Here is a 17,607-nt window from a genome sequence, read left to right as displayed (position 1 = left end):
GGCGGACGCGCCCGCCTCGCGGTCGAGTGCGACGCGGACACCGCCGTGCCGCCCGAGCGGATCGCCCACGAGTTCGCCCGCGAGCGGGAGCTGCGCCGGGCTGGCTGGCGCTTCTGGCGGATCCGCCAGTCGGAGTTCGAGATCGATCCGGACGCCGCGCTCGCCTCCCTGTGGCCGGCCCTGAGCGCCGTCGGGGTGACACCGGTGGCGCCGCACGCGGCTCGTACCGCCCGGGGCGGCACCGCCCCCGTCGATCCGGCCGGAGCCGGTCACGGATCGCAGCCGGCACCACCCCGTCCGGGCACACCGGCGGACGACGCGCCCGGGGACGACATCTCCACGGACAACATCCCCACGGACAACACGCGCAGGGATGGCGAGAACGCCAGCGGCGATGATGTCGACACGGCTGACACGGCGGCCGGCGGTCGGGCGGCCGGCGCACCAGGAGCCGGCGAACACCGCTGGACGCCAATCCCTCTGAGCGACCTGGAAGGCCTCGACGACGCCCTCGGCGCCCTGACCTAGGACTCCCGACCTGGGACCCCTGACCTGGGACATTGTCCGATCAGCGCTCTCGGTCAGCCGGCATGGCTCCTGCCCGCGGCCGCCCACACGGGCCATGATCTGAACGAGTTTGTCGTTGTGCACGCTTTTCAGGCGAAACAGCGTACACAGCGACAAACTTTCGACGATCTTCTCCGGTGGCCGGCGCCTGGTGGCGCGTCCGTTCGCCGGGCCGGGAGCCGAAGCCAAGCCTGGCCCTGGTCAGGCGTCGGCGTCGGCGTCGGCGTCGGGAGCAGCCTGGTCGTCGGGGGTGTGCTGGCCTTTTCTGGCGCCGCGCATGGTGGGGAAGAGGACGACGTCGCGCAGGGTGGGCGCGTCGGTGAGCAGGGCGGTGAACCGGTCGATGCCGAGGCCGAGGCCGGACATCGGTGGCATCCCGTACTCCATCGCCTCGATGAAGTCCTCCTCCAGCATCATGGTCTCGTCGTCGCCGGCCTCGCGCAGTTCGGCCTGCTCCTCCAGCCGGGTTCGCTGCTCGGCCGGGTCGACCAGCTCCGAGTACGCCTTGACGATCTCCCAACCGTTTACCACGACCTGGAACATGTCGAGCCGGGTGGGGTCGTCGTCGCTGCGCCGGGCCAGCGGCACCAGCTCCGCCGGGTGGTGCACCAGGAAGCACGGCTGGACGAGCCCGGGCCGGACCGTCTTCTTGTACAGCAGGTCGACGAGTGCCGCGTACGACGGCGCGTTCTCGACGTCCAGCCCGAGGCCGGCGACCCGCTCCCGCAGGGTCGGCAGGTCGCGTACCACGGCGAGGTCGATGCCGGTGCGCCGGGCGACCTCGGCCCGGTAGTCCAGCTCCGGCCAGTCGGCGCCGAAGTCCAGCTTCACGCCCTCGTAGGTGACGGTACGAGTGCCGAGGACGTCGTCGAGCACCGCCAGGATCAGCTCGCGGACGAAGGCCATGTTGTCGCGGTAGTCCCAGTAGGCGGCATACCACTCCAGCATCGTGAACTCCTGGAGGTGGGAGGAGTCCATGCCTTCGTTGCGGAAATTGCGGCCGAGCTCGTAGACGCGGTCGAAGGAGCCGACGACGACGCGCTTGAGGAACGTCTCCGGTGAGATCCGCAGGTAGAAGTCCTCGTCGAGCGCGTTGTGGTGGGTGACGAACGGCCGGGCGGCGGCGCCGGAGGCCGCCTCCTGCAGGATCGGCGTCTCGACCTCGAGGAAGTCGTTGTCGTCGAGGAACCGGCGGATCCGCTGGATCGCCTTCGCCCTGGTCCGGAACCGCGCCCGGGACTCGTCGTTGACCAGCAGGTCGAGATAGCGGCGGCGGTAGCGGGCCTCCACGTTCGACAGGCCCTGCCATTTGTCCGGCAACGCGCGCGCCGTCCGGTTGAGCACGGTGAGATCGGATACCGCTACCGTCCGCTCACCACGACGGGTGGTGTAGAGGCGGCCGGCGACCCCGACGAAATCGCCGATCTTCAGCGCGCGGGACCACTCCCTGATGGTGTCCGCGCCCAGCTCGTCCCTGGACAGGGAGACCTGGACACGCCCGCTGCGGTCCTGGATGTGCCCGAAGATCAGGCCGCCCATCCGACGCCAGAGCACCACCCGGCCGGCGAGGCGGACAGGCGTACCGTCGGGCGCTTCTCTTGCCTCGGCAGCCACCGAGTCGGTGCGATAGCCGGACCGGGGCCCGCTCACCCCGGACTCCTCCGTTGACATCAACACACCCTATAGCGAAACGACAACCCACCCGCGCCGACGCCCAAAGGGGGGATCACGTCCAGCGGACGGCACACGTCGACCACGGTATGTAGATCATGGTATGTGGGCGCTGTGGCAGTGGTTGGAGGGCGACACGGCGGGGCTTCTGCGGCCGCGGTGGAGTGACCGACAGTAACTTGGCTGGATGCTTCGGACTCGCCGACGCTTCAGGACGCCAGCGACGGGCCGCCTGGCCCTGGTCCGGCCCATCCGCCTGCCGGCTTTCCCGCCCCTGGTGGTGATCCTGGTGGCGGCCCTGGCGGGGTGGCTGATCGTCGGAGTCCCGGCCGCCGGGCCGGTTGCCGCAACCGCGGTGGCGCCGCCACCGACTCCCCCCGTACCGGCACCCTCACCGTCCCCACTGCCTCCCGCACCCTCCTCGCTGCCCGCACCGCCGCCTCCGGCATCCCCGCCGGACACTCTCGGTGGCCCGGCGCTCGACAGTCGCGGTGTGGCGGTCAGTCCGCAGGCACTGCCGCCTCCCCCGCAGGTCACGGCCGCCGCCTGGCTCGTCGCCGACGCCGACAGCGGCGCGGTGCTCGCGGCGCGGGACGCGCACGGCCAGTACCCGCCGGCAAGCACACTGAAGATCCTGACCGCGCTCGCCGTGCTGCCTCGGCTGCCACTGGCCCAGCAGGTGACGGTCAGCGACGCGGCCGCGCGGGTCGACGGGACCCGGGTCGGCCTCGTGCCGGGCATGACCTACAGCGTCGCCGAGCTGGCCACCGCCATGATCGTCGCAAGTGGCAACGACGCGGCCACCGCGCTCGCCGAAGCCGCCGGCGGTACCGCGGCCACGGTCACGCTGATGAACCGGATCGCCGCGGATCTGGGCGCGCGCGCCACCCGCGCCGGGGATCCCACCGGCCTGGACGCCCCCGGCCAGGCCACATCAGCATACGATCTTGCCCTGTTGGGCCGGGCCGCTCTCACCAGCCCCGCGGTGAAGGGGTTCCTGACGATCCCGCGGGCGACGGTCCGTGGCCGGGGCGGCGTGTCCTTCGAGATCCAGAACCACAACGACCTGCTCGGTTCCTATCCGGGGACGATCGGCGTCAAGAACGGCTACACCGCCGCGGCGGGCGCCACCTACGTCGGCGCGGTCCGGCGTGGCAACCACACGCTCATCGTCACCATGTTGCGGGCGGCGCCCGCGTACGCCGGCGACGCCCGCGCCCTGTTCGACTGGGGGTTCGCACACGTCGGCTCGATCGCCGCGGTCGGGCAGCTGACGGGCAGGGCCGACGCGGCGGTACGCGCCGAGCCCGCGGCCCACGTGGCCCACGCGATCGCCAGCGAGCCGGCACGGGCAGGTGCCGGTCGCAGCGGGGGCGCCGGCCAGAACGAAGCGGGCCAGCAGGAGGCCAACACGGACGGACATGGCACGGCGGAGGCGTCCAGCGGCGGTCACACCGTCGGCCTGGTCACCTGGATCGCCATCGCGGTGACGCTGCTCGCCATGGTGCTGACCCTGCGCCGGCGGCATCGTGCGCGGCAGCCGTCTCCGGGCATCGGCACGCGGCCCGGGACGGCGGNCGGCGCGGCCCGCCGTGACGCGGGATCCGTCCGCGTCCGTGGTCGCGGGCACGGCATCGCGGACCGGGCTCGTCCGGATCGTGCCTCAACCGCGCGGTGACGGTGCCGACGGCCCCGGCCGGGGCGCTGGCGCGTCCACCCGGTCATCGACGGAGCCCGCAACGGCACCAGCGGGTGATCCGGCGGCCGANCGGGCGCCGGCCCACCGGGCGGTTCGGCCGCTCTCCCGGCGGCCCCGGCACCGCCATCCGGGACGGCGTCAGCAGGCTCACCGGCACCGCCGTCCGGGACGGCGTCAACAGGCTCGGCGGCATCGTCATCCGGGGCAGTCGCGGCGGTGCCGGACGGGACGACGTCGGAGTCGTAGGGGGCGGTCACCGTCCACGCCGCGACCAGGAGGGTCCAGCGCAGCACGATGTTGATCCAGATGAGCAGACCGACAATCACCGCGAACGTCCCGTACACGGGGTTGTCGGTCATCATCCCGACCAGCCAGGTGCCGAGCAGTTTGAGGCTCTCCACGCCGACGGCGCCGAGCAGGGCTCCGCGCACCGCTCGGCGACGGTCGGTGATCGACGGCAGCCAGAGGAACAGACACAGAAAGACCGTCACGTCCAGCGCCAGCGCGATGCCGAGGGCGAGCAGCGTGGTCAGCACCGTCGCCGCGGTGCTCCCGGACAGGCCGATCCCCTCCAGGAACGTCCCCGACACCGAGGTGATGACACTGGTCACCGCGATGGACGCGAACACGATCAGCCCGAGCCCGACGAGGACGCCGAGGTCCCGCAGCCGGCGCACCAGCGCGTTGCCGACGTCCACGCTCTGGTGCCAGATGATCCGGATGGCGTCCCGCAGCGCGTTGATCCAGGCCAGCCCGGCCAGCAGCAGACCGGCCAGACCGATCAGGCCGACCCCGACCTTCGAGTTGCCGATACTGGCGATGTCGAGCTTGTCCGCCATCCCCGGCAGATAACTGTTGATCTGGTTGACCAGTTCCTGCTGGACGTTCGGATACGCGTCGACCACGAACCCCGTGATCGAGAAGGCCAGCGCCACCAGCGGGAAGAAGGACAGGAAGGCGAAATACGTGGCAGCCGCCGCGAGTCGGTCACCGCCGTCCTCGGCATACCGGCGGTAGCCGCGTACGGCATGGTCGACGAAGGGTCTTCTGCGGCGCACGGAACCCGCGGCGTCGGACGCCTTCCGTGCCCCGAAGCGGACCGCACTGATCGGGTTAGCCACCAGTGCTAACTACCCAAAAGCTCGGCGCCGTCACGCCTGGCACGCCCGTTGTACCGGCCGGGCGGCGGGATCCGCTCGGCGCCCGGCCCCCGACGGACGCGGGAGCGCGCCGGCACGGGTAACACGCTCAGCGCGGGATACCGTCCGCGCGGACGGCGGCCACCACGTCGTCGGACAGCACCGGCCACGCCTGCGCTGCCCAGGTGCCGAACTCGCGGTCGGTCAGGGCCACGCAGGCCGCTCGCGGCACGGGATCCACCCACAGGAACGTCCCGCTCCGGCCGAAGTGGCCGAACGTGGCGGGCGAGTTGGTGCTGCCCGTCCAGTGCGGCTGCTTCCCGCCGCGGATCTCGAAACCGAGCCCCCAGTCGTTCGGCTTCTGCGCGCCGAAGCCCGGCAGCACACCAATGAGACCGGGGAAGGCCACCGACGTCGCCAGCGCGAAGGTGGCGGGGGCCAGCAGGCGCGGCGCCAGCAACTCGGCGGCGAAACGGATTATGTCGTGCAGGTTCGACCACACCGCGTGTGCGGGCGAACCCCGTAGCTCGGAGGAGCCCATCCCCAGCGGCGCGAACACGGACTCGGCCAGGTAGTCGGGGAAGGCGATCCCGGACGCCTTCTCGAGCGTCTCCCCGAGGATCTCGAAACCGGTGTTCGAGTAGACCCGTCGCGCCCCGGGCTCGGCCAGCAGCCGGCTGCCGGCGAACTCCAGACCCGAGGTGTGGGCGAGCAGGTGCGCGACGGTCGAACCCGGCGGGCCCGCCGGATCGTCGAGAGCGAAGACCCCTTCCTCCACGGCGATCAGCACCGCGTAGGCGGACAGCAGCTTCGACACCGACGCCAGCCGGAACAGCCTGTCCGCGTCCCCGACCGACCCGGCGACCGTGACCGCGCCGAGGGCATCGCCGGTGCCGGCGGCCGTGCTGGAACCGTCAGGACCGCTGGAACCGGCAGGACCGCCGGGATCCGCGGAACCTCCGGAGAGCAGCACCGCGACGGCCGCGTTCTCCACCGGCCAGGCGTCCACCTGCGCAAGGGCATCCACCTGATGAACTGTACGAACCTCCTCACGTGGGTGTGCGCCCAACGCACTGGGACACTGGGCCGATGTGGCAACACCGACATCTCCCGACAGCATGAGCACGTCCGCGACCGTCTCTCCGGCGGCCTCCACCGTGGTCTCCTCCACCGCGGCTTCCGCGGCGGCCCGCACGGCGGCGTCCGGGACGGCGTCCACGGCCGGCCCGGCCGGGACCATCGACCTGCTCGTCGTCGGCGCCGGCCCGGCCGGCTGCGCCGCCGCCCTGCGCGCGCTGCAGTTGCGGCCACGCACCCGCGTCGTGCTACTCGACGCCGCGGACTTCCCCCGGGACAAGGCCTGCGGTGACGGCATCGCCCCGCACGGCCTGGACGTTCTGCGCGCGCTCGGCGTGCCGGACGCGGCCGCCGGGTTCACGCCGGTGGACCGGATGCGGCTGCGCGCGCCGGGTGGCGCGCAGGTGGCGACCCCGTGCCCACGGGCGAACTACGTGGTGCCACGCAAGATCTTCGACGCGCGCCTGGTCGCCGCCGCCCGCGCGCGCGGAGCCGTCCTGCGGCGCGAGCGGGTGCGCTCGGTGGCGGCGGGCGGCGGCGCGGGCGAGNCGCGGGCGAGCCGGTGGTGGTCAACGGTCACTTGCGGGCCCGGGTGGTGATCGGGGCGGACGGGGCGAACTCGGCCACCCGGCGGGCCCTGGGCATCGGGCCGAACCCACCGGAGGCGCTGGCCATCGCCGTGCGCGGGTACGCCGACGCGCCGTCCGCCGACCGCCCGCCCGAGCAGCTCATCGAGATGACCGACGAGGGCTGGCCGGCCTACGCCTGGTCGTTCCCGATCGGGGATGGCCGCGCCAACATCGGCTACGGGATGCTGCGTTCCAAGCTCGACGAGCTGCACGGCGGCGGCGACGGTGGTGGCCGGGCCGTCCTGCACGGCACCCTGGCCCGGATGCTTGCCGACCAGCCCGCGTATCCCGGGACGCTGCGCGCCCACCACCTGCCCCTGTCGACCTGGCGGCCCCGCCAGCCCGACGGCCCGGTGCTGCTCGCCGGAGACGCCGCGTCGCTGATCAATCCGCTCACCGGCGAGGGCATCTACTACGCCCTGCTGTCAGGGTCGCTCGCCGGCCAGACCGCTGTCACCGCCGCGCCGGGCGCGGCCGGCGCGGTCTACCGGCACGCCCTCGAGCGTGAGCTCGGGCGGCACCTGCGCCACACCACCCTGCTGGCCGGGCTCGCCGGCCGGCATCGCACCCTGATGGACGCCGCCGTCGCGGCCGCGAGCCACCGCACCGAACTCTTCGACACCCTGCTGGAGATCGGCCTGGGACGCGGGACGATCCCCGCCGCGTCACTGGCCCGGCTGGCCGTGCGCAAGCTGGTGGCCGGCTGGCGGTGAGCGCACCGGCCGGGGCGGGCTGCGGGCTCGTCAGCCGGCCGGCGCCCTCATGCCGCCGATGCCTGCCGCTCCGCCCGGCCGTGCCGCTCCGCCCGGCTCGTCCCGTGGGCCGGTTTCGTCCCATGGCCGGTGGTACGGCCATGGGACGATCGACCAGCCATCGACCAGTCATGGTCCGCTACGGCAATGCGTCGTCACAGCCGGCAGCTGTTACAGACCGTTACTACAGGCCGTTACAGGTTGGCGACGTCGGCCTGCTTGGCCCGGACGGCCTCGGCGGCGGTGATCAGCGCGGCCTTCTCCTGGTCGGACAGGTCGATCTCCACGACCTTCTTCACGCCACCACGGCCGATCTCGGCGGGCACACCGAGATAGACACCGGCAATACCGAACTCGCCATCCACCCACGCGCACGCCGGTATCACCGCGCCGGAGTCCTCGGCCACGGCCTTGACCATCCGGGCGGCGGCGGCGGACGGCGCGTAGTACGCCGATCCGGTCTTGAGCAGCGCGACCACCTCGGCCCCGCCGTTGCGGGTACGGGTCACCAGCTCCTCGATCTTGTCCGCGGGGAGCAGGTCGGCGAGCGGCTTGCCGTCCACCGTGGAGTGTGAGGGCACCGGGACCATGGTGTCGCCGTGCGAACCCAGAGTGAGCGTGCGGACCGACTTCACCGGCACGCCGAGTTCCACCGCGACGAAGTTGGTGAAACGGGCGGTGTCGAGCAGGCCGGCCTGGCCGATGACCCGGCTGCGGGGGAAGCCGAGGACGTTCGAGGCGAGCGCGGTCATCTCGTCCAACGGGTTGGACACCACGATGACGACGGCCTCAGGCGAGGTTTTCGCGATGTTCTCCGACACCTGACGGACGATCTTCGCGTTGACCTCGATCAGGTCCAGCCGGCTCATGCCCGGCTTGCGCGGCAGACCGGCGGTGATGACGACGACGTCCGACCCCTCGGTGTCGGCGTAGTCGTTCGTCCCGACAACCGTGGTCTCGAAACCCTCGATCGGCCGCGACTGGTTCAGGTCGAGAGCGAGCCCCTGCGGTTTGCCCTCGATGATGTCGGTGAGGACGACCGTGTCGAAAATGTCGTACTCGGCAAGGCGTTGCGCGGTCGTGGAACCATAGAAACCAGCTCCGACAACGGTTACCTTCCCACCCATCGGTGTCAGCCCCTCAGTTTTTCGGTGATGGCGTCGGTGTATTCCGCCGTCCCGCCGGCGGCCGGGTCGATACGGTTCGGCCTCAGATCGTAGATGACGCCGAAACCGCAGCCCACGGCCGAGGCAGCCGCCCCGGGCACCCGGGTGGCCGCCTCGGTGTGCCCAGGCCCGCTCCCGTCACCGGGGATCAGGGGGACGCGGTGGGTCGGCATGTGTACTGTTCGCCCCGCTCATCTGAACACGATATTCGGATGATGTTTAGAAATGTTCCGGATATCGTGAGGTTACCGCGATCGCCTTCGAGATGGGCAGCGGACTCCTCGCCCCGGGCCAGCCGAGCCTCCCGGGAGGCCACCGGGATCACGGCAGCGGACGCTCCGCCACTGGACACCCGTCGGCAGCGGGCCCCGCCGCCGCGCGCCCTTCAGGGATGACGGCCGCGTCCGCGCGGCCCTTACGACCCCGGGGCCGGTACCGCCAGCGTCACCACGATGATCGTCACGCCGAGGGCTGCGAGTGTCGCGACATCGAAAACCCGGCTCCGGACGGCGAGCAGCCCAGCCCGCCGGGTCGGCAGGACCAGCCGCATGACGGCCCCGGCGAGCAGGACCACGCCCAGCCCGAGCAGCCCGCGTCGCCAGTGGTCCTGTGACACGAACACCAGAGCGATGATCGCCGCACCCAGCACGACCGTGAGCACCGGGTCCCAGCCCGGCGACGAGCGCCTCCGGGCCAGACGCTGACGGCGGCCGGCGTTCACCGTGGAGTCACCGACACCGCACAGTCACCGACATGTCCACGCCCCACCGGCCGGACGGTCGACCGGAACCGGCAGCCCCTGTCCGGACTCGATCCCCCGGCCACTCACCCCGACCACGCAGAGCAGTCTACGTCTACTGGGAGGCGGCCTCCCGGCCGCAGCGGCCCACTGGGAGGCGGCCTCCCCGGCCGCGACAGTCGTTGGAGTTGTTGAGGATGGGCGTCCGGAGGCGGTGCCGGTCGCAGTGGCCCCGCGGTCACGTCGCGTCCCAGGGCCCGCCGGGGCCTTCCGACCACGCCAGCTTCCCTGTCCGGGCAGCTCCGAGGCATTTTTGATCTTTAAGTGGGCGGATCGCCCAGTACCGCGCCGGCAATCGCAAAAACCCGTGATCATCCATCGAATCGCAATTTTTTAGACCCCCGGGTGAACCCTCCGCACGGGACTAGGGGACACTTCCGCCGCAGCCACCGGAGTGGGAGGGAGTGGGCCGTGACAGACGAATCGCCACACAGCAAGAAGTTGCAGGAACTGATGTTCCGAGCTTGGGAGACCTTCGGAGACGCCCGGCACCTGGACAGCGACGACCGGGTGTTCGTACAGGCGCTCGCGCGGCAGACGGCGGACAGGATCTCGGTCCTGTACGGCGCGAACTGGCGGGAAGCCCTGGACTGGGTGGCGCAGCGTTACGTCCCCACCAACGACACGCCCGGTGGGGCCATCCCGGCGTCCTCGAACGGCACCACCACCAGCACGTCGCGGCGTGGGGCGGCAGCGGCGGAGTCCGCGTCCATCTCGTGAAGCGTTGGTGCCGTCCGGCCGCCACATGCGGATCCGGACGGCACCAACGACCAGGTACGCGCGTCACGGCGGCGGGACGACGGCCGGACCGATGACACCGTCGTCACCGAAACGCCGGCCGCGCGGCGGATGCCTGCCCGTGACCCCGACATCGACCCGGCCCCACCGGCCGCCGCGCCCTGGTCAGGCCGTGGCGGATTCGGACGCCGTTTCCGCTGATCACCATCAGTTGATCACTATCAGTTGGGCACTGTCAGTAAGCATCGCCTCCACCGACCCCGAAGGCTTCAGACGCTTCCGCCGGCTACCGTTAGCGCGGTAACCGTCAGTGCGTGACCGTCAGTGCGTGAAATGCCGGACGCCGGTGAAGTAGAGGGTGATCCCGGCATCCCGCGCGGCCGCCACGACCTGCTCGTCGCGGACGGATCCGCCCGGTTCGACAACCGCGCGGACCCCGGCGTCGATGAGCACCTGCAGCCCGTCCGGGAACGGGAAGTAGGCGTCGCTGGCGGCCACCGCCCCCTTCACGCGGTCACCCCCACGGGCCACCGCGAGTCGCGCGGCGTCCACCCGGTTCACCTGGCCCATGCCGACACCGACCGTGGCGCCGTCGGTGGCGACGAGGATCGCGTTCGACTTCACCGACCGGACTGCCTTCCAGGCGAAGGCGAGATCGGCCAGGGTGCCCTCGTCCGCGGGCGAGCCGGCTTCCAGCGTCCAGCCCGAGGGATCGTCACCGGCGGCGTCCAGCGCGTCGCGGGACTGCAGCAGCAGCCCACCGGAGATCTGGCGTATCTGCACGCCGTGCGAGTGCGGCGGCAGGGGGCTCTCCAGCAGGCGGATCGAGGGTTTGCGGGCCAGGATCTCCACCGCCCCGTCGTCGTAGCCGGGCGCCACCACGACCTCGGTGAAGATCTCCGCGATCTGCTCGGCCAGGGCGACGCTGACCGGACGGTTCGTCGCGATGACCCCGCCGAAGGCGGACACCGGATCGGTGGCGTGCGCCTTGCGGTGCGCGTCGGCGATGTCGCGGCCGATCGCCAGACCACAGGGGTTGGCATGCTTGATCACGGCCACGGCCGGCTCGCCGAAGTCGGCCACGGCGGAGCGGGCCGCCTCCGCGTCGGTGAAGTTGTTGAACGACATCGGTTTGCCGTGTAGCTGCCGGGCACCGGCGAGCCCCGGCTCCTCGTTCTCGGCGGCGTACAGCGCGGCCCGCTGGTGCGGGTTCTCGCCATAGCGCAGCACCTCGGCGCGGCGCCACACCGCGGCGACCGTGTCCGGCCAGCCGGACTCGCGGGCGACCTGGTCGGGTGCGCCGACGCTGGCGAACCAGGACGCGACCGCGACGTCGTAGGCGGCGGTGTGGGCGAAGGCGCGGGCGGCGAGTCGGCGGCGGGCGGCCAGGTCGAAACCACCGGCCCGGATCGCGGCGACCAGCTCCGGATAGTCCGCTGGGGAGACCACCACGGCCACGGTGGGGTGGTTCTTCGCGGCGGCACGGATCATCGCCGGGCCACCGATGTCGATCTGCTCGATCACCTCGTCCTCGGGAGCCCCGCCGGCCACCGTCTCCCGGAAGGGGTAGAGGTTGGACACGACGAGGTCGAACGGCTCGATGTCGAGTTCGGCGAGCGTCTCGGCGTGCTCGACGTTGCGCAGGTCCGCGAGCAGGCCGGCGTGCACCCGCGGGTGCAGCGTCTTCACCCGCCCGCCGAGGATCTCGGGGAACCCGGTGAGGGTGCTGATCGGCGTGACGGCCAGGCCGTGCCGGGCGAGGACCTCCGCGGTCGAACCGGTGGAGACGACCTCCACCTCGGCCTCGGTGAACACGGCCGCCAGTTCGGCCAGACCGGTCTTGTCGTAGACGCTGACCAGCACCCGCCGGATGGGGCGCCGCCCCGTGGCGACCAGTTCGCCACCGCCGGACGAGGCCGCGTCGGTAGGCGGGGAACCCTGCGCTCCCGCCACCGGCTCGTTGGGTGAGGACTCCCGCGGGACCTGTGCGGATGTCATGTCCCCTCCTCCGACCGGACGATCCGGCCGATCGTCTGTACGTACAGGATGCGTTCCACTGCCTGGATACGGCTACGCAGCGTTTCTTCCGTGTCGGACGCTTCCACGTCCACCGCCGCCTGCGCAAGGATCGGCCCGGTATCGACGCCTTCGTCGACCCAGTGGACCGTGACCCCGCTGACCTTCACACCGTGCGCGAGCGCGTCCCGGATGGCGTGGGCGCCGGGGAACGCAGGCAGCAGCGACGGATGGGTGTTCACCGTTCGGAAACGTCCGATGACCTGCTTTCCAAGGATCTTCATGTAGCCGGCGAGCACCAGCAGATCCGGATCACAGGTGGCGATCCGCTCCGCCGTGGCCTCGTCGAACGTCTCCCGGCGCGGGAAGTCCTCAAGACGGACAGTGAAGACTGGGATACCAGCAGCCACCGCCCGTTCCTGCGCGCCAGTGCCGAAGCGGTCCGTGCCCACGGCAACGACCTCGGCGCCGAAGGACGGATCCCGGCAGGCGTCCAGCACAGCCTGCAAGGTGGTGCCCACCCCGGAGGCGAGAACAACCAGTCGAGCGGACACGGGACTCCCCGGAGAAGCAGGTGGCCGGCAACGCGCCGTCGAAGCCGACGGCACGGTCAGCGGCCAGGGACCGTTCCGCTCCGACTGTACTGACCTCAGGCGGCCTGTGCGCATCCGTCGAGAGCACCGTTGATCAGGGCATAGCGCCTGCTCAGACGGGGTGACGGGAGGACCGGCGGGCCGGGTGGCCGACACATGGACCGCAGTCGCCACCCGATGCCGCCGACCCGGCGCGGTGTTCGCGCGGGGCGTGGATCAGCCGGCCGGAGCGCGCCGGGGCCGCCTCGTGCCCACGCGCGCTCGCGTGCCCCCGCGCGGCCTCGTCGCGGCCCGTGTCGAGACGGCCGAAATCATCCCCGTCAAGAAGATCGCCGGGACGGCACAGGTAGAGCTCGGCCAGCCGATGGAGCGTCCGGGTCGACGGGGCTCGGCCACCGCGGGCGGGCCAGACCTCCCAGTAGGAGAAGGACTTGCCCGTCTTCGGCGCGTCGTCGCCGGGCCAGCGGGTGTTCCACCGCCGGGCCGCCTCCTCCTGCGTCCAGCCGTGGGCGAGCCGGAAGGCGACCCGGGCGTTGAGCCGGTACCGGCGCTGCCACTCCAGCGCGATCCGCCGATAGGACCACCCGAGCGCCCGCAGACGTCTGGACTCGGCCCGCAACCACGCGGTGCTGACAGCCATGACGACCTCCCCGTCGACGAACATGTGTTCGAATTCTAGTGGAGAGGTCGGACATTTCCGGGCGTGGCGGGCAGCCGGCCCGTCCGCGGGGCCGGGCAGCCGTCAGGGAGGCCGATGCCCGGCCGGGCCGGGCAGCCCCCGGCCCGCGGGAAACAGGCCGGGGCCAGCGGGGGCGGAGTGGGCCCTACCGGCCGGGCTGGCCGTAGGGCGGCTGGCTCTCACNGCCCCCGGCCTGCGGCGGCTGGCCGTAGCCGGCCTGGGGCGGCTGGCCGTAGCCACCCGGCTGCCCCCCGTACCCACCGGCCTGCGGCGGCTGGCCGTAGGAGCCTGGCTGGCCGTAACCGCCCGAGAGCGGCTGGCCGTACGCGTCGTACCCGGGAGCCGGAGGTATCGGGTTGGGCGAGCGGTCCCGGTGGCCGCCGCGCGGCAGCGCATGCCCGCCGGCGACAGCGGTCAGGACGGCGAAGACCGTGATGGCGATGGACGCGACAAACCCGAGCCACAGCCCGACCGCCCGGTCGAGACCGTCGATCCCCAGCGCCACCTTGAAGAAAATCAGGATCGTGCCGAGGCCGGCGACAGCAGCGATGATCAGAGACCAGTCGGCACCCACCGCCGGCAGCTGGACCCGGGTGAAGACCCGCACCGCCACCAGGGCGGCGGCGAGCAGCCCGAGTTCGACGCCGCCGTAGGCGAGGAAGCCGACGCCCCACGCGTTCTCTCCACGGGTGACGCCGAACCCACTGGCCGAGAACCAGTTGAATAACGACGCGATGAGCAGGACGACGCCGGCAGCCAGGATGCCAAGGTCGTTGTTTGGTATGTCTCGGCCGGCTATACGTGTCACGGGACGACCCCACTTCAGCGATCAGCGGTGACCTGACGGACTCATCCCTGACACCGTAGCCTCTGTCCGCCGAAACAACGCGATCATGTCCGGGAAAGGACCCTGAAAATATCCACGGCACCGAGCCGCCCGCCACCAACAACGCAGGGGGTACACAAAAGACAACCGGGCGTGGCCGACCGTCGGAAACGACTCGCCACACCCGGTCCGGAAACGATGCCGCCGCAACGGGCCCGCCGTCATACGACGCCAGGAACGACAACCAGCGGAAACAAGATCATTCGAGGCGGGATCCCCCGCGGGGCAGGTTCCGCGAGCGGCTACAGGGAGCGCACGACGTCGGCCATGAGCCGGGCGGTCTCGGACGGGGTCTTGCCGACCCGCACCCCCGCCTTCTCCAGAGCCTCCTTCTTGGCGAGCGCCGTCCCGGACGAACCGGACACGATCGCTCCCGCGTGGCCCATCGTCTTGCCCTCCGGCGCGGTGAAGCCCGCGACGTAGCCGACGACCGGCTTGGTGACGTGCTCATCGATGTAGGCGGCGGCCCGCTCCTCGGCGTCACCACCGATCTCACCGATCATCACGATCGCGTCGGTGTCGGGGTCGGTCTCGAACGCGGCGAGCGCGTCGATGTGGGTGGTGCCGATGACCGGGTCACCGCCGATACCCACACAGGTGGAGAAGCCGAAGTCACGCAGCTCGTACATCATCTGATAGGTCAGGGTGCCGCTCTTGCTGACCAGGCCGATGCGGCCCTGCGGGGTGATGTCGGCCGGGATGATGCCCGCGTTCGACCGGCCCGGGCTGATGATCCCGGGGCAGTTCGGCCCGATGATCCGCGTGCTGTTGCCCCTGGACTTCGCGTACGCCCAGAAGTCGGTGGTGTCGTGCACCGGCACGCCCTCGGTGATGACCACGACGAGCGGGATGCCCGCGTCGATCGCCTCGATGACGGCCGCCTTGGTCCCGGCCGGCGGGACGTACACCACCGAGACGTCGGCGCCGGTCTTCTCGATCGTCTCGGCCACCGTCGCGAAGACCGGCACACCCTCGACATCGGTGCCCGCCTTCTTCGGGTTGGTGCCGCCGACGATCTTCGAGCCGGCGCGCAGCATCCGGGCGGTGTGCTTGCGTCCCTCGGAGCCGGTGATGCCCTGAACCAGGATCTTGGACGTCTCGTCCAGCCAGATTGCCATTGTCGGAAGCCTCTTCCCGTCCGCTCAGGCCGCGGCCGCGGCGAGCTCGGCGGCGAGCCGCGCCGCGCCGTCCATGGTGTCCACCGGCTTGACCACGTCGAGGTTGGCCTCGCGCAGAATCCGCCGGCCCTCCTCGGCGTTGTTGCCGTCGAGCCGCACGACCAGCGGGGTGGTGATGTCGCCGACGATCTTCAGCGCCTGTACGATGCCGTTGGCCACGACGTCACAGGCGGTGATCCCGCCGAAGATGTTCACGAACACACTCTTCACCGCCGGGTCACTCAGAATGATCGACAGACCGTCCGCCATCACCTCCGCGGACGCCCCGCCACCGATGTCGAGGAAGTTCGCCGGGCGCTGCCCACCGAACTCCTCACCGGCGTATGTCACCACGTCGAGGGTCGACATGACCAGACCGGCACCGTTACCGATGATGCCGACCTGCCCGGAGAGCTTGACGTAGTTGAGGTCCTTCTCCTTGGCCCGCTGCTCCAGCGGGTCCACCGCGGCGACGTCCACGAACGCGGCGTGGTCGGGGTGGCGGAAGGAGGCGTTCTCGTCCAGGCTGACCTTGCCGTCCAGCGCGACCACGCGGCCGTCGCCGGTGAGGATCAGCGGGTTGACCTCCACCAGGGTGGCGTCGGCGCGGACGAAGACCTCCCACAGCTTCACCAGCAGCTGGGTGGCACCGTCGAGGGCCGCCTCGGGGAGCTTCGCCGCCACCGCGATCTGGCGGGCGATGGTGGCGTCGACCCCGACGAGCGGGTCGATCGGGATGCGGGCGAGCGCCTCCGGCTTGGTAGCGGCGACCTCCTCGATCTCCACCCCGCCCTCGCGGGAGCACATGGCGAGGAAGGTCCGGTTCGCCCGGTCCAGCAGGAAGGAGGCGTAGTACTCCTCGGCGATGTCGCTCGCCTGCTCCACGAGGACCGAGTGGACCGTGTGGCCCTTGATGTCCATCCCGAGGATTGCCGATGCCTTGGCGGTGGCGTCGTCCGGGCCGTCGGCGACCTTCACGCCACCAGCCTTGCCGCGGCCGCCGGTCTTGACCTGCGCTTTGACGACGACACGCCCACCAAGATCAGTTGCGATGCCGCGTGCCTCGTCGGGGGTCGTGGCGACCTTGCCGCTGGGCACAGGCACGCCGTGGTCGGCGAACAGCTTCTTCGCCTGATACTCGAAGAGATCCACAGTCCGTCCAGTCGGATATGAGATCGGTGGTCAGGGCCGAACGTTCGTAAGTTCGAAGAAAAGGGAAGCCGCCCCGAGCCTACTGAAGACGCCCGTCCCGGTGGAGGCTGCTCCTGCCGCGGCGGCCGGTCTCGTATGTCCGGGGTCAGCCACCATCATCACCCGGATCCGGTGCCGGACGCCTGCTTTTGTGGTGGTCGACACCGCGATCACAGTGATCGCAATACCCACTATTCCGATCGAACCCGGCACGATCTCGGCGCCCGCCACGGCGACGGCCGCGTTACCTCGCTCACTACGTACCCGGATCCGGCCACAAGCCGTGCACCGCCGGCCGAACGGGAACGGCGGAACAACTACAAGCGCCTGTGACACCCGATGTCACAACAACGGCGGATGGACAACGGCGAACAAACAACGAAGACAAGCATGCCCGGCGCATGTCCGGCACATGTTCAGCGCATCCTCGGTGCATGCCCGTGCCCACCCGGCGGACCGGCGACAGGGACACGGCCGGTGAACGGAGCCGGCGAGCGCGGCCGGTGAACAGAGCCGGCGGGCACGGCCGGTGCGGAGTGCCGGCGTCCCGCCCGGCGGTGCCCCGCGTCCGGACGGAGTGGACACGACGAGCGGGCCCCGTGGCGTACCGAGCGCGCACCTGGCCGGCCGGCGGCCCCGGCCCACCTACCCGTGAGACCTCCCGGATCCGCCCCTATGAGCGATCTCTCGAAACCCCGGCCGGGGTAGCCCCACGCACCCGTGCGAGCTTCGGCGCCGGCGTGCGTTCCCCGACCGGGACCCGGTCGCGGTCCGGCCCTCGGGTCGTGTACCCGAAAGGCCCTCCGTCCGGGGTCGTCCGCCGCCCGCCTGCCGTCTGCCGGCCATCG

Annotated in this window: 13 protein-coding genes and 2 pseudogenes (1 of these 15 running past the window's edge); 4 read left to right on the top strand and 11 right to left on the bottom strand. The window is 71.2% G+C overall.

Going from position 1 to position 17,607, the window contains the following annotated elements; genetic code table 11:
• Positions 1-207, top strand: a pseudogene (locus FrCorBMG51_RS34395) (AAA domain-containing protein); its annotated part reaches 4,921 nt to the left of the window's first position; the annotation flags it as partial.
• A gap of 561 nt (positions 208-768) precedes the next feature.
• Here the strand turns inward: FrCorBMG51_RS34395 and lysS are convergent.
• On the bottom strand, positions 769-2,238 hold the full coding sequence (gene lysS, locus FrCorBMG51_RS03310; protein ID WP_047221701.1) for a lysine--tRNA ligase: 1,470 nt from the start codon (positions 2,236-2,238) through the stop codon (positions 769-771).
• 187 nt (positions 2,239-2,425) lie between these two features.
• Between lysS and FrCorBMG51_RS30450 the strand changes: the two are divergent.
• A pseudogene (locus tag FrCorBMG51_RS30450) lies at positions 2,426-3,412 on the top strand (D-alanyl-D-alanine carboxypeptidase family protein); the annotation flags it as partial.
• Between the two features lie 275 nt (positions 3,413-3,687).
• On the opposite strand, the gene FrCorBMG51_RS26125 reads toward FrCorBMG51_RS30450, so the two are convergent.
• Together FrCorBMG51_RS26125 and FrCorBMG51_RS03295 are read right to left on the bottom strand one after the other, a co-directional pair.
• Complete coding sequence (locus FrCorBMG51_RS26125; protein ID WP_476742094.1) at positions 3,688-4,995, bottom strand: YihY/virulence factor BrkB family protein; 1,308 nt, start codon at positions 4,993-4,995, stop codon at positions 3,688-3,690.
• Positions 4,996-5,185: 190 nt separating this feature from the next.
• Positions 5,186-6,103 carry a serine hydrolase domain-containing protein gene (locus tag FrCorBMG51_RS03295; protein WP_047221699.1) on the bottom strand — a complete coding sequence of 306 codons (918 nt, stop codon included), beginning with the start codon at positions 6,101-6,103 and terminating at the stop codon, positions 5,186-5,188.
• Between the two features lie 615 nt (positions 6,104-6,718).
• On the opposite strand from FrCorBMG51_RS03295, the gene FrCorBMG51_RS34390 reads away from it, so the two are divergent.
• Positions 6,719-7,495: a geranylgeranyl reductase family protein gene (locus FrCorBMG51_RS34390; protein ID WP_235433271.1), complete on the top strand. Its 777-nt coding sequence runs from the start codon at positions 6,719-6,721 to the stop codon at positions 7,493-7,495.
• Positions 7,496-7,728: 233 nt separating this feature from the next.
• Here FrCorBMG51_RS34390 and mdh read toward each other — a convergent pair whose 3' ends face one another.
• The 3 genes from mdh to FrCorBMG51_RS03275 form a co-directional block, all read right to left on the bottom strand.
• Positions 7,729-8,661: a malate dehydrogenase gene (mdh, locus tag FrCorBMG51_RS03285; RefSeq protein WP_047221612.1), complete on the bottom strand. Its 933-nt coding sequence runs from the start codon at positions 8,659-8,661 to the stop codon at positions 7,729-7,731.
• Between the two features lie 5 nt (positions 8,662-8,666).
• On the bottom strand, positions 8,667-8,873 hold the full coding sequence (locus FrCorBMG51_RS03280) for a hypothetical protein (protein ID WP_047221611.1): 207 nt from the start codon (positions 8,871-8,873) through the stop codon (positions 8,667-8,669).
• A 242-nt stretch (positions 8,874-9,115) separates the two neighbouring features.
• Positions 9,116-9,421 (bottom strand): DUF3017 domain-containing protein, encoded by a 306-nt coding sequence (locus tag FrCorBMG51_RS03275; protein WP_235433270.1) that lies wholly within the window; start codon positions 9,419-9,421, stop codon positions 9,116-9,118.
• A gap of 489 nt (positions 9,422-9,910) precedes the next feature.
• Between FrCorBMG51_RS03275 and FrCorBMG51_RS03270 the strand changes: the two genes are divergently transcribed.
• Positions 9,911-10,219: a hypothetical protein gene (locus tag FrCorBMG51_RS03270; RefSeq protein WP_013875041.1), complete on the top strand. Its 309-nt coding sequence runs from the start codon at positions 9,911-9,913 to the stop codon at positions 10,217-10,219.
• Between the two features lie 339 nt (positions 10,220-10,558).
• Here FrCorBMG51_RS03270 and purH read toward each other — a convergent pair whose 3' ends face one another.
• The 5 genes from purH to sucC form a co-directional block, all read right to left on the bottom strand.
• Entirely contained in the window at positions 10,559-12,235 is a 1,677-nt protein-coding gene (gene purH / locus FrCorBMG51_RS03265) for a bifunctional phosphoribosylaminoimidazolecarboxamide formyltransferase/IMP cyclohydrolase (RefSeq protein ID WP_235433269.1), read from the bottom strand.
• Positions 12,232-12,807, bottom strand: coding sequence for a phosphoribosylglycinamide formyltransferase (purN, locus tag FrCorBMG51_RS03260; protein ID WP_047221610.1), 576 nt, complete (start codon positions 12,805-12,807; stop codon positions 12,232-12,234). Before purN ends, purH begins: the two co-directional genes overlap by 4 nt.
• A gap of 151 nt (positions 12,808-12,958) precedes the next feature.
• Positions 12,959-13,510: a helix-turn-helix domain-containing protein gene (locus FrCorBMG51_RS30440; RefSeq protein ID WP_235433268.1), complete on the bottom strand. Its 552-nt coding sequence runs from the start codon at positions 13,508-13,510 to the stop codon at positions 12,959-12,961.
• Positions 13,511-14,653: 1,143 nt separating this feature from the next.
• A complete protein-coding gene (gene sucD, locus FrCorBMG51_RS03245; protein WP_047221609.1) occupies positions 14,654-15,529 on the bottom strand; it encodes a succinate--CoA ligase subunit alpha in 876 nt (291 codons plus the stop codon).
• A 24-nt stretch (positions 15,530-15,553) separates the two neighbouring features.
• Positions 15,554-16,720 carry an ADP-forming succinate--CoA ligase subunit beta gene (sucC, locus tag FrCorBMG51_RS03240; protein WP_047221608.1) on the bottom strand — a complete coding sequence of 389 codons (1,167 nt, stop codon included), beginning with the start codon at positions 16,718-16,720 and terminating at the stop codon, positions 15,554-15,556.
• Positions 16,721-17,607 lie beyond the last annotated feature (887 nt).

The organism is Protofrankia coriariae (assembly GCF_001017755.1).
In the GTDB taxonomy this organism is placed as follows: Bacteria; Actinomycetota; Actinomycetes; order Frankiales; family Frankiaceae; genus Protofrankia; species Protofrankia coriariae.
This window is presented reverse-complemented; position numbering and strand designations above follow the sequence as displayed.

Excerpts from the sequence above, each read along its gene's own strand:
- FrCorBMG51_RS30440 (WP_235433268.1), bottom strand. The coding sequence starts at position 13,510 with ATGTTCGTCGACGGGGAGGTCGTCATGGCTGTCAGCACCGCGTGGTTG.
- mdh (WP_047221612.1), bottom strand. The coding sequence starts at position 8,661 with ATGGGTGGGAAGGTAACCGTTGTCGGAGCTGGTTTCTATGGTTCCACG.
- FrCorBMG51_RS03280 (WP_047221611.1), bottom strand. The coding sequence starts at position 8,873 with ATGCCGACCCACCGCGTCCCCCTGATCCCCGGTGACGGGAGCGGGCCT.
- lysS (WP_047221701.1), bottom strand. The coding sequence starts at position 2,238 with ATGTCAACGGAGGAGTCCGGGGTGAGCGGGCCCCGGTCCGGCTATCGC.
- purH (WP_235433269.1), bottom strand. The coding sequence starts at position 12,235 with ATGACATCCGCACAGGTCCCGCGGGAGTCCTCACCCAACGAGCCGGTG.
- sucD (WP_047221609.1), bottom strand. The coding sequence starts at position 15,529 with ATGGCAATCTGGCTGGACGAGACGTCCAAGATCCTGGTTCAGGGCATC.